The sequence below is a fragment of the Brachybacterium sp. SYSU DS0246 genome (assembly GCF_059391765.1).
Map to the genome: position 1 here is coordinate 164332 of NZ_JBZXYT010000003.1, position 12000 is coordinate 176331.

Here is a 12000-nt window from a genome sequence, read left to right on the forward strand (position 1 = left end):
TGGAAGCGGACAAGGACGCGGCCGCCCGGATCTCTCCGGGCGGCCGCGTCCGCATCAGGGGAAGGGCCGCGGGTTACTCCTCATCCTGCGGGTCCGCGGGCGCGGGGCTCCGGCCGGAGCCCTTGCCGTTCCCCTTCCCGTTGCCGTTCCCCTGGCCGTTGCCGTTGCCGTGACCGTTGCCGTTGCCGTTGCCATGACCATTGCCGGGCTTGTCCGGGCCCGGTCCGGGCTCGCCACCGACCACGGTCACGGTGCTCTCGGCGCTGCGGCCGTTCACCGTGACCTGCACCGTCGCGGTACCTGGGCGCAGCCCGGTGATCTCGCCGGTCACCGGGTTCACCCGGACCACGGCGCCGGCGTCGGCCTGCTCCGGCGCGTCACCGGAGGCCACGGTCGCAATCTCTGCCCCGTCGGCCGAAGAGGTCGGTGAGCCACCGTCGACCTGCACGCCCTCACCGCCCCACTGCGCGGTGACCGGCCAGGCCACCGGCACGGTGCGGCCGTCCTGCGTGAACGACGCCGCGGCGGAGCCGACGCCACCGACGGGCAGCTCCGAGCTCGCCTCCAGGGAGATCTCATCGACCCACGGATGGGTCTCGGCGGCGAGCCAGTTCACCCGGTCGGCCGTGGTGGGGTCCTGTCCCACCACACCGGCGCCGGGGCTGATCCCCAGCATCGTCCACCCGGTGAAACCGCCGGTCTCCGGGGTGCCGGCAGGCGACTTCCCGGAGTTGCCGTTGATCAGGCTGGTCACGCCCTCGACCGCCGAGCCGTGGAAGACGCCCACATGGGAGTTGATCAGCGCCGCCGACTTCCCGGAGGAACGGCGGAACTCCGCCAGCGCGTCCTCCACCGCCCGCGCCTCGCGCTGGTCGGCGAGCTGGCTGGCCTTGCTCGGCAGCGGATCCGTCGGCGGATGGTGGAAGAAGACCGTCACGCCCGTGAGCGTGTCCGAGGCGGCGACCTCGCTCAGGGTCTCCTCGAGCTGGGCGATCTGGTCGATCCCGCCGCCGGCGAGGGTGCCGGAGGCGGTGTTGAGCGTGACGACCTTGGTGCGCCCCAGGTTCCGCTCGGTGGTGACCGGCCCGAAGGCGTCCTCGAAGTTCGCGATGTCTCCGCCCATGATCTCGTGGTTGCCGGGCACGTAGACGTAGGGGATGTCCTCGCCCCACTCCTCGTCGAGGATCTGCTGGGCCAGCGCGAAATCCTCCGGCGAGCCTTCGTCGACGAGGTCACCGTTGATCACCAGCAGGTCCGGCTGGGCAGCCTTGATCTCCTGCAGAGTGCGCCGGGCGCCCTCGACGGCACCGCTGTCCGGGTTCGCGGCGATGAACTGGGCATCGCTCATCACGGCGATCTGCTGGGGGCGATCGGCCACGCTCCCGTGGCTGAGCAGGGCGGCATCGTGGACGCGCGGCTCCTCGGGAGTGTCCGCGACGGGAGTGGTCACCGTCTGCAGGTTCGCCACCGCGATGTCCCCCTGATACTGCGCTTCGGGGCGCGTCTCCATCATCCGCAGGCGCTCGACGGTCAGTGGCTGGGCGAGGCCCTCGGGCACGGTGAACCGCACCTGCTGCCAGCCGTCGAAGGTGATGTTCTCCGCGTCGAGGTTGGTGACGGTGCCCTCCGCATCGCGCACCTGGAGCCGGGGCCACACCCCGCTGGAATCCCCTCGCACATCGAGGGTGAAGGCGAGCGCCGTGCCCTCGACCTGCTTCGGCTCGTTCGCCACCAGGTAGAAGCCACGAGTGGCGGTCGAGGCGGTGAAGTCGTAGGTCATGCCGATCGCGGAAGTGGCAGCGCCGTCCTCGCCGACCGGACCGTCGGCGGCGGCGATCTCACCGCTGGCGCGGGCGGTGGCGGTGCTGAACGCCGCCGGATCGGTGAGGTCGAAGACCGGCTGGGTCTCGGTGCCCTGGGTCAGGGCGACCGTGGTGGACAGGCCGACTGCTGTGAAGGTCACGGCGCCGGAGCCGGAGTCGCCGGTCGCGCGGACCGACCAGCTGCCCACACCGTCGGCGGCGACCTCGAAGTCTCCCTCGACGTCGATCTCGACGTCTCCGGTCTCGATGCGGGCACGCTGGCCGTCGCTGTCCAGGCCGGACAGCGTCAGCTGCGCGGAATCCTCGGCGTCGGCGAGGTTCACGGCGCGCCGATCGGCCTGCAGGACGACGGGATCGCCGAGCACGCGCAGCTGCTGACGGGCCTCGTGACCCTCCGCGGCGTAGGTCACCGTCGCCTCACCCTGCTCGGTGCCGCGCACGACGGCGCCCTCGGCGTCGGAGGTCTCGACCCGGGCGGGACCGTCGGCGGTGAAGGAGCCGTCGGCCATCAGCGGTTCGAGGTTGGCGCCCAGGCCGGTGGCCTCGTAGGTGCGCCGCATGCCGGGGAAGACGGCGTCGGCCTCGTCGATCGCCGGGGTCGCCTGCACGTCGCTGAGCTCTTCGGCGGGGGCTTCGGAGTAGAACACGAGCGCGTTGGGGACCTGTCGCACCTCGCCGTCCGAGGGACTGTTCCAGATGGCGGAGCTCTCGCTGCCGGCCGTGCGTGCGGCCAGGGCCGAGGAGCCGCCGCCGTCGAGGTTCAGCGCGTTGTAGGCGCCCATGTCCTGAAGGATCTTGGCCGCCTCGGGCAGCGTCATGCCGCGCGAGGAGGACGAGCGGCCGTCGATGACCATGACGAACAGTTCGGAGCCGTCCTTGCTGACGCCCACGGCGGTGCGCGGGTGCTCCCCGGTCACCAGCGAGCCCGAGCCCATGTCCGGCACTGTGCCGTCCTCGAGGATCTGATGGGAACCGGCGATGCCGAGATCGACGTCCTCGCTGGGGCCGACCTCGATCTCGACGCTCTGACCCACCTCGAGAGCGGCGACCGCGTCGGCCCCCGCCTCACGGCCCAGCAGCACCTGCTCGCCGTCGGCGATGTCGGGATCCCCGGCGGTCTCCTGGATTCCGCTGACCTCGGTGACCACACCGTCGACGACGCTCGCGCGTGCCACCTTCCCGGCTGGGGCATCGGGGGCGCCGACGGGCCGATCCAGCGTGTAGTCGCCCCAGGCGGCGGTGTACAGGCCGATGCCGTCCTCGGAGATCGAGGGGTTGTTGACTCCGGCGAGCTCCTGGCTGCTGCCGTCGTCCAGGGTCAGGGTGCCGGTGGCCGAGAGTGCCTGCACGGCGGCCTGGCCGTCGGCGACGGTGAAGGCCGGGCGGGGCGTGGGCGAGCCCATCCGGACCCCGTCACGGGAGACGGAGGTGTAGATCGGGGCGTCGGAGTGGTTGATGTCGAAGAAGGTGCCGTTGACGGCGGCGACCGCCTGGTCGCCCTGCGGACCAGAGGTCATCACGTCCTGCAACGGGGCGCGACCGGAGACCGACCCTCCGTCGGCGACGTCCATCGAGAGACTGGATTCGCGCAGGTCCGCCGTCAGCACGCTGCCCTCGTTCCACCCGCCCGACTCCAGGCGGGAGAAGTTGGTCAGCTCGAGCCCGGGGGCGACCCGGTAGTTGCGGGTATCCGGCAGGACGCCGCCCTCGGCGAGCTGCTCGTCGGTGACCTCGGCGGATGCCGACGGGGCCTGCAGCGCCTGCAGGGCGAGCAGCGAGGGCGTCAGCAGCGCGAAAGCTGCGACCAGGGAGAGCAGCCTGGTCAGGGATGAGCCCGATGACGTGGCCGGGCCACCGGCGGGGAGGAGAGGGGCGGGAGATGAGGAGGATGCAGACATGAGGAGGTTCCCAGGGGGATCGAGGACTGGAAGCGCTCCCAACCTAAGGACCGGACGCGACCTCTGTGAGGTCACTCGATGAACGCTGGATGAATCCCGATGTCCCGGCCATGGTGGCCGGATGGCCGTCAGGGCGTCATGCTGGAGGGATGTCGGACAAGAAGCGCCACGGGCACCCGCAGGACGAGCACGACTCGGCCTCACGGCAGCAGTGGCAACGGGAAAGAGAGCAGGTGCTGGCCGAGTACGGGACATGGCGCAGCAGCGATGACGAGCGTGCCGATGTCGCCACCGAGGTGCAGACCCTCGAGACCCTGCTGCGGCTGAAGGCCGAGCAGCAGGGCAGCCCGGAGCCCGGCGTGTGGCGGGAGGAGCAGACCACGGCGCTGCTGACCGAGGTCGTCCCGCGCACAGTCATCCAGCCGCGCGAGCAGGTGATGGATCTGGTTCCCACCCTGAAGCAGTTCTTCGCCTACCTGCGGGCGACCGGCAGGTGGGATCCCGACTCCATGCGTCCCCAGGAGGCCCCCACCTTGCTGGGCAGCCTCGAGTTCGCAACGCTGGAGGCGGCCGACGATCCGTCCCGGCGCTCGTTCTCCACGAACATCCTCGGCTACGGCCTCGCCCAGGGCGTCGACCTCGAGGACGACGCCGAGCTGGCCATCTACATGAACTGGTACAACTCGCTGCCCGACGAGGAGCGCCTCGAGCTCAGCGAGACCGGCCGGCTGGCGAATCCCTCGACGCCGTTCGATCCGGACACCGCGCCGCGCGAGAGCCCCGCCTCCGGCGTGTCGACCTCGGCGTGGCCCTGGTTCCTGCCGTCCCCGGACGAGGACATCGGCACTCCGCTGGCCGGTACCGACCCGGGCCAGGAGCGCGAGGCGTTCGCCGCCAACGCCTTCGTCCAGCGGGCGGTGGCTGTCCTGGAGTTCGTCGGCGACGGGCGCCGGGTCACCGGTACCGACGCCCTCGGCCGCGCCGATTCTGCCGCCCTGCTCGAACAGATGGGGATCGAGCGGGGCGTGCGGAGCATGTGGGACCACCCAGAGCTCGCCGGGCCGTGGATCGCACTGCTGGACGGGGGGTGGCTGGAGATCCGCGCCGGCTGGGTGCGGCGCGAGACGGGGCCGGTCCGCTTCGTCCCGGCGTCCGAGAATCCCGACGCGTTCGTCGAGTTCGGTCACGCCGTGCTCACCGCGACACTGTTCGGCAAGGACGCTCGCGACGGGGCGGACGGTGGATTCATGGGCATGCCGGATACGATCGCGGCCCTGCTGGTGGCGTGCGGTCCGGGCGGCCTGACCTTGCACGACGCCCTCTCGGAGGAACCCGATGCGCCGGAGGTCCCGCAGGATCCGTCCACCGGGGAGTGGGACCGTGATGAGCTGAGGCGCCTCTTCGCCGTCGCCCACGACCTCTCCGACCTCGCCGCCATGGGTGTTCTCGAACGCGATGGCAACCGCTACAGCGGGTCATCCGCGGTGATGGTGGCTCTGATCGCACTGATCAAGGAGCACGGCCCGGGGGAGAGCGAGAGCCGCTAGCGGGGATGGACGCCTCGTTCACGCCCCGGCGAACCAGAAGTCCTCGAAGCCGTCCTTGTACACCCGGTACGCCATGCTCTGGGAATCGTAGCGGTACTGCGCCAGCGGGGTTCCGTCGGCCGCGCGCTCGGAGAACTCGTTGTACCGGCCGGAGTTGACCACGAGCGGATCATCCACGGTGCCGCCCCCGAGTCGCTGGACGTTGGAGACCACGGAGGAGTAGGCGACGTCGACCCGCAGGTTCTCGCCGAAGGTGCCCGCGCTCTCGTCGACGAGATACCGCAGGATGTGACTGGTGCCCTCCATGTCGTCCGTGCTGGATCCCTCCGGCTGCAGATCCAGCCAGTCCTCCTCGTCGCGGGTGCCGAGGTTCCACCAGTTGTTGTTGTACATCTCGAGGTAGTACTGCCCCTCGGGCAGGGAGTCGTCGTCGATCCGCCGCACCGAGTGCTGACCGGCGATCTCGGTGGGGGAGCCGTCCGGGCTGAGGAACTGGTCCTCGTGCTCGGTGCCCGCGTACAGGCCTTGAGCTCCGATGAGCCAGCGCACCGAGGGGTCGGAATCGGCCTCGAGCGCATCGTCCAGGGCGATGATGGTGGAGGTCTCGCGGCTGGAGAGGTACATGACCCCGCCGGCGACGTGGATGGAGTTGATGTGCGTCCAGTCCTTGCCCTTCGCCGTGGTGCCTCCGGCCTCGCCCTCCTGGGTGTGCGCGAACTTCTCGTACTCCGGAAACACTTTCTGCAGGTCCACGCACTCGGCGGACTCGCCGGAGGTGAGGTCGATGCGCATCACCCGGTCCTCGACCCGATCGGTGTTCTCGGCCGAGGTCAGCAGGTAGGCGACGTCCCCCACCACATCGAGGTCGTGATGGGCGAGATGACCGTCGATATCGATGATGGTTATCGCGTGCCCCAGCGGGTCGATGACGGAGACCTGTCGCCCACCGGTGGTGGTCACCAGACGCCCGTCCTCGCTCACGAAGTTGTGCTGACTGTGGTCGCCCGAACGGAACTCTGCGCGCAGCACGCCGCGTTCGTCGAACAGGAGCGTGTTGAAGCTGTTCTCCGGCTCCCGGCGGGTCACGCCGGCCAGGGCGAACAGGCCAGGGGTCAGAGCCTGCTCATCGTGGATCTCGGTGGAGAGCTGCGTGCTGTAGTCCGACAGAGCGGCGGGGGCTTTGACGTGCACCCGGGAGGTGACCGTCTCGCCCCTCTCGGGCTCCCACGTCAGGGTGAGGTCGTTGTGCGCGCCGGGGACCAAACCGATCACCAGCCCCTCGAAGCCGGACCCGTCGGCCGCATGGTTCGCGGCGGTGCGCGAGTAGTCCTCGGTGCCGAGGACCTCGACGGAGTACGAGAGCCGCCCGGCGGCGGCGTCGGTGAAGTACACGTACAGACCCGTGCGCGTGGTTCCGTAGGGGTCGAGCACCAGCAGCGGCTCCTGCGCCGTCCACTCCTGCTCCTCCTTGGCGGCCTGCAGCACGTCGTGGCGGGCCGACTGTCCCTGTTCCGTGTACGTCTCCGGCGCGGCCCCGCCCTCGGGGACGTCGAAGCCGACCTGACGGATCGGATGGTCGCCGTACGCGTCGGCGTACTCGGAGAGCTTCGCGGTGGCCTTGGCCGTGGACCCGTCGGGATCCTCGGTGCACCCCGCCAGGGCGAGCGCGCCGACGCCGGAGACGGCCAGCAGGGCACGACGCGTCAGCGACGCACGCGGTCGGTCGGAGGTCAGAGCCATGGGTGCTTCCTTCTGTTCTCGGTCCGACGAGTCTAGAGCGCCGGATCGACCCAGCCGTGCTCACGCGCCAGGGCCTCGGCCTCGGCGCGATTGCGGGCACCGGTCTTGCCGATCGCCGAGGAGAGATAGTTGCGCACTGTCTGTTCGGAAAGGTGCACAGACGTGGCGATGTCGGCGACGGTCGCGCCTCCGCGGGACCGCACCAGCACCTCCGCCTCCCGAGCCGTGAGCGGATTGGGCGGGGCGCTCAGGGCGGCGGTCGCCAGCTGCGGCTGGACGACCCGCTCCCCGGCGAGCACTCGACGGATCGCGGCGGCCAACTGGTCAGCAGGATCGTCCTTGACCAGGAATCCCCGCGCGCCGTCGGCCATCGCCTGACGCAAGTACGCCGCGCGCGCGAAGGTCGTGACGATGATGGCGGCACACCAGGGTGCTTCACCGGCGAGGCGGGGGAGTGCCTCGAGTCCGCTGCCACCCGGGAGGTCGATGTCCAGGAGTGCGACATCGACCCGGTGCCGCCGGACAGCCGGCAGTATCTCGTCACCTCGTGCCGCCTCGGCGACGACCTCGAGGTCGTCTTCGAGGTTCAACAGCGAGGCCAGCGCGGATCGCAGCATCGCCTGGTCCTCGGCCAGCAGTACTCGGGTCACGGCGACGACGACCTCCTGTCATGAGGCGACGCGGCCCAGGCCGCGGATACCGGGAGGGTGGCCTCGAGACGGAAACCGTCGTCCGTCGGCCCGGCCCTGAGCGTTCCACCATGCTCATCGATACGCTCTCGGAGGCCTCGCAGACCCGCTCCGGCACGGAACGGGCGGGAGGTCCCGGGCCCGTCGTCGGCGACGACGAGCTGTGTCGCATTCGCGTCGACTGCCGCGACGATGTGGCAATGCTGCGCCCGCGCGTGGCGGACCACGTTCGTCACGCCCTCGCGGATCACCCAGACCAGGACGGCCTGAGAGTCCTGGTCGAGCCCGGGCGGAGGCGGGTCGATCCTGACGCGGATCCCGGCGGCACGCAGCGCCGCCCCGGCACGGGTCAGCTCGTCCTCGAGTCCGCCGTCACGGTAGCCCGCTACGGCGTCCCGGACCTCCGCGAGCGCGGTGCGCCCCAAGGACTCGATGTCTGCGCCGTGGGCGGTCGCCGATGCCGGATCGGCCTCGGCCAGCCGACGCACCGCTTCGGCTTTCACCACGATCACCGACAGGGTGTGGCCCAGCAGATCATGCAGGTCACGCGAGAACCGCAGTCGCTCGGCCGCCACTGCTGCCTCGGCCAGCTCGCGCCGGGTCCGGTCAAGCTCGGTGACCGTCGCAGCGAGGCGGTGGACGACGTAGGAACCCATTCCGCTGAGCAGAGTGGTGACGGCCAGGCCAGCGACCACGCCCGCGTCGACGCGCGCCAGCATGGCCACGGCAACCGTCACGACCGTGATCAGGGCGATCGCTGCCGGACCGGTGTCGGGCGGGAGCACCACACTGGCGGTGATCGCGACCAGCGGCAGCGTCGCGAAGGCGAGGCCCGGACCGTCGGCTGAGGTGCCGGTCAGGAGAATCGCACCGGCCAGGACACCCTCGAGGGCGAGGAGCAGGACGGGCGTCAGCCGGCGCCGTCGGGCTCGTGAGGGGCGGAGGATGACGATCATGGCGGCCGCGAAGGACGTGCACAGCGCGAGCATGAGGGCCAGGTCGAGCCAGCGTCGCTCCTGCACGGCCACGACCAGGAACGCCCCCAGCAGCAGGGGAGGCCACGCCAGCACCAGCCACGGGCCGAATCGTCTCCACCGGCCGCCCCTCGAGCCGGGCAGGTCGGGGCAACGGCCGGCCGCGGGACCCGACGCGGTATCGGCACGGTCATCCGTGTCCATCGTCCTCGTATCCCGCGCAGTCATCGCGCGCAGCGCTCCGTCGTCGGCGTCGTCGGCAGTCTCGTCTCATCACGGTCGAAGGGGCGGGCCCCGGCAGAATCGCGGGCCCCGGCAGAATCGTACGCGCAGCCGCGGCTCCCGGGACCAGGGCCCATGGCGACCGCGGCTGCGGGCCGGCCTGCGCCGTGGGATCGGGCCGTCATCGGGACTCGGCCGGTCGCACCGCGGGCTCGGGACGCCCGGTGACGCGGGTGAATGCTCCCACGACCACGGCGGCCACCACGAGGTGGAGCAGGCTCAGTGTGATCGCGGCGCCGACGTCGCCGGTCATGGAGAGCGGTGAGGCCAAGGAGAGGACGGCGACGGTGACTGCGATGCCTCGCCACAGCCGTGGGCCGCGAGCCGTCCACCTCTCCAGGACTGCGAGGACGATCCAACCGAGCGCTCCGCTGAGCAGGGAGGAACCCACGACGGCAGCGAGCCCGACCGTGCGAGCACCGACGGGTCCGCCGGGGACCTCGGCGACATCGAGTTCGACGCCGAGAACGGGCACCGCGATGGTCCAGACGGCGGCGGCCATGGCGGCGGCCGCGAGCAGTCCCATGAACCGGCGGAGACGGCTGGGCCGCGCGGTGGCGTCGGTGCGCGGAGCGGGGTGGGCGTTGGTCAGGTGACTCGTGCGATCCATGTCCGCGACACTATGAGGGGCTGCACCGGTTCCGGCAGTGCGCGTTGTCCCCGGACCGGCGGTACGAATGTCCTCGTCGAGCGGGCGGCCTCTCCCTGTGAGCGTGTGGTATCGCCCGCAGGCAGGCTGGTCAGAGCACCCCGCGCATGCCCTTGGTCACCGGCTTGGCGATGGCCAGCATGATCAGGCCGATGCCGATGGTCACCGCGCCGAGCACGCCGAAGTAGGCGACCTCGTTCTCGGGCGAGTAGAACTGCGCCAGCGCCCCGGAGAGCGAGGTGCCCAGCGCCACCGAGAGGTTGTACAGCGCCATCATCATCACCGGGAACGCCGAGGGCGCCAGCTTCGTGGCCAGGGACAGACCCACCGGGGACAGGGAGAGCTCACCGAGCGTGGCGACCAGCATGATCATCGCGACCCACAGCACCGGCACGGCGACCACGGAGGCCATGGGTAGGAACAGCACGAAGGCGGAGCCCATCAGCATGATGCCGATCGCGAACTTCACCGGGGTGCCCGGCTGGCGGCGGCCGAGCTTGGTCCACAGCGCTGCGAAGAGCGGGGCCAGGACGATGATGAAGAACGGGTTGAACGACTGCACCCATGGGATGGGCATCTCCCAGGTGGGGATGCCCAGGACGCCGAACAGCTCCCGGTCCAGGCGGCTGTCCGAGTACAGGGTGATCACGGTGAACTGCTGCTGGAACAGCGCGAAGAACGCGGCGGTCCCGATGAACAGCGGGATGAACGCCACCACCCGGGACCGCTCGTCGGCGGTGACCTTCTTCGAGATCAGCAGCATCGCGAAGATGACCACGGCGCCGGCGACGGACAGGCCCGTCATGATGTTCGCCAGATTGCCGGGGTGGATCGCGCCGGCGAGGACCAGGGCGATCACCAGGGCCACGACGCCGACGGCGACCGCCGCCCACACCGCGAACTTCGAGCGCGGCAGGGGATCCGGGACGACCTGGGCGGTGGCCGGCAGGCCACCACGGGTGAGGACGTACTGGGTCAGTCCGATGGCCATGCCGGCCGCGGCGAGGCCGAAGCCGAGGTGGAAGCCCCACTGCTGCTGGGCGAAACCGGTGATCAGCGGGCCGAACAGGCCGCCGATGTTCACACCCATGTAGTAGATCGAGAAGCCCGCGTCGCGGCGCGTGTCCCTCACGTCGTACAGCGAACCGACCAGGGTCGCTGCGGTCGCCTTGAGCCCGCCGGAGCCGACGCCCACCAGCAGCAGACCGGCGATCAGACCCGGGACGCCCGGCACCAGCGCGAGTGCGATGTGGCCGAGCATGATCATCACGGCGCTGATGAACAGCGTCTTCTCCGGGCCCAGCAGGCGGTCGGAGACCAGCGCGCCGATGATGCAGAAGATGTAGACGGAGCCGCCGTAGGCGCCGACGATGCTCGCCGCCACCGTCTCGTCGATCCCGAGCCCGCCCCGGGTGACCTCGAAGTACATGTACAGCGCGAGGATGCCCTGCATGCCGTAGAAGCTGAAGCGCTCCCACAGCTCGACGCTGAAGAGGTTCGCCAGCGGGCGCGGCTGTCCGAGGAAGGTCTTGCCCGAAGGATTGTGCAGATCCTTCTCGCCGGTGGCGACGGCGGTCGCGCCACCGTCGCCGCCCGGCTGATCGGGCAGCGGCGCGGTCGGATCGGGGGTGTCGGAAGAATTCACGGTGAGCGATCCTGCGCCAGATACGGCGCGCGCGGCAATGTCACCGGCGCGGATGTGACGAAGCTGTCGGCGTGATGGGGCTCATGAAACGGGCATTCCCGGGCACGCCGGGAGAGCTCATCGCGCGGGCGACCCGGCCACCGGCGGCTGTCTGTCACCGGCAGCGGCCGGGCCGCCCCGGATGGTTCAGGACGCCGAGGCGGAGCGCGCCGAGCTGCGCCGTCCCGTCGAGCCGCCGCCGACGAAGCGGTCCAGGGCGATCGTTCCGGGGCCGACGGCGGCGAGCACGAGTGCGGAGACGCCGAGGACGCCGACGAGCTCCCAGCCACCCTCGGCCACGAACAGCCCGGCGGGAACGTGGACCATGAAGGCGGCCACGGCCATGTCGACGGCGAGGACCACGCCGGCGAGCCCGGTGAACAGGCCCAGGATCAGCAGCGCGCCGCCGATCAGTTCGGCGAAGGCGACGACCGGCGCGGCGATCCCGGGAGCGGGAATGCCCATGCCCTCGAATCCCTGGGTGGTCGCCCCGAGTCCGTTCTGGCCGATCTTCTGCCATCCGTGCGCCATGAAGACGACGCCGACGACGAGCCGAGCGATCAGGAGTGCGGGGTCACGGAGGGCAGGGAAGCGGGATGCGGAGGAAGAGGCCATGTGAGCGTCCTTTCGGGGTACAGAGCGGCACCCGGAGGCTCCGGGTGGCCTCCACGGTAGAAGAAAGATCAATCAGGGCTCCACCCCGGGCCGTCGGCA

The 12000-nt window shown here is 70.6% G+C and carries 8 protein-coding genes; 1 reads left to right on the top strand and 7 read right to left on the bottom strand.

What is annotated here, in order from left to right:
• Positions 1–73: 73 nt before the first annotated feature.
• Positions 74–3721: a phosphodiester glycosidase family protein gene (locus tag AC5020_RS02655; RefSeq protein ID WP_464987120.1), complete on the bottom strand. Its 3648-nt coding sequence runs from the start codon at positions 3719–3721 to the stop codon at positions 74–76.
• Positions 3722–3870: 149 nt separating this feature from the next.
• On the opposite strand from AC5020_RS02655, the gene AC5020_RS02660 reads away from it, so the two are divergent.
• Positions 3871–5268 (top strand): hypothetical protein, encoded by a 1398-nt coding sequence (locus AC5020_RS02660; RefSeq protein ID WP_464987121.1) that lies wholly within the window; start codon positions 3871–3873, stop codon positions 5266–5268.
• 18 nt (positions 5269–5286) lie between these two features.
• Here the strand turns inward: AC5020_RS02660 and AC5020_RS02665 are convergent, their stop codons facing one another.
• The 6 genes from AC5020_RS02665 to AC5020_RS02690 all read right to left on the bottom strand — a co-directional run bounded on the left by AC5020_RS02665 (position 5287) and on the right by AC5020_RS02690 (position 11901).
• Entirely contained in the window at positions 5287–7008 is a 1722-nt protein-coding gene (locus tag AC5020_RS02665) for an aryl-sulfate sulfotransferase (RefSeq protein WP_464987122.1), read from the bottom strand.
• A 32-nt stretch (positions 7009–7040) separates the two neighbouring features.
• Positions 7041–7658, bottom strand: a complete 618-nt coding sequence (locus AC5020_RS02670) for a response regulator (RefSeq protein ID WP_464987123.1) — start codon at positions 7656–7658, stop codon at positions 7041–7043.
• Positions 7655–8875 carry a sensor histidine kinase gene (locus tag AC5020_RS02675; protein ID WP_464987124.1) on the bottom strand — a complete coding sequence of 407 codons (1221 nt, stop codon included), beginning with the start codon at positions 8873–8875 and terminating at the stop codon, positions 7655–7657. Before AC5020_RS02675 ends, AC5020_RS02670 begins: the two co-directional genes overlap by 4 nt.
• Before the next feature lie 199 nt (positions 8876–9074).
• Positions 9075–9563: a DUF6069 family protein gene (locus tag AC5020_RS02680; RefSeq protein WP_464987125.1), complete on the bottom strand. Its 489-nt coding sequence runs from the start codon at positions 9561–9563 to the stop codon at positions 9075–9077.
• A 130-nt stretch (positions 9564–9693) separates the two neighbouring features.
• Positions 9694–11247 carry a peptide MFS transporter gene (locus AC5020_RS02685; RefSeq protein WP_377016726.1) on the bottom strand — a complete coding sequence of 518 codons (1554 nt, stop codon included), beginning with the start codon at positions 11245–11247 and terminating at the stop codon, positions 9694–9696.
• A gap of 186 nt (positions 11248–11433) precedes the next feature.
• Positions 11434–11901 (bottom strand): DoxX family protein, encoded by a 468-nt coding sequence (locus tag AC5020_RS02690; RefSeq protein WP_377016728.1) that lies wholly within the window; start codon positions 11899–11901, stop codon positions 11434–11436.
• Positions 11902–12000 lie beyond the last annotated feature (99 nt).

What these genes read in the sequence shown, in the direction of transcription:
- AC5020_RS02655 (WP_464987120.1), bottom strand. Translation starts at nt 3,721, where the DNA reads ATGTCTGCATCCTCCTCATCTCCCGCCCCTCTCCTCCCCGCCGGTGGC.
- AC5020_RS02660 (WP_464987121.1), top strand. Translation starts at nt 3,871, where the DNA reads ATGTCGGACAAGAAGCGCCACGGGCACCCGCAGGACGAGCACGACTCG.
- AC5020_RS02665 (WP_464987122.1), bottom strand. Translation starts at nt 7,008, where the DNA reads ATGGCTCTGACCTCCGACCGACCGCGTGCGTCGCTGACGCGTCGTGCC.
- AC5020_RS02675 (WP_464987124.1), bottom strand. Translation starts at nt 8,875, where the DNA reads ATGGACACGGATGACCGTGCCGATACCGCGTCGGGTCCCGCGGCCGGC.
- AC5020_RS02680 (WP_464987125.1), bottom strand. Translation starts at nt 9,563, where the DNA reads ATGGATCGCACGAGTCACCTGACCAACGCCCACCCCGCTCCGCGCACC.
- AC5020_RS02690 (WP_377016728.1), bottom strand. Translation starts at nt 11,901, where the DNA reads ATGGCCTCTTCCTCCGCATCCCGCTTCCCTGCCCTCCGTGACCCCGCA.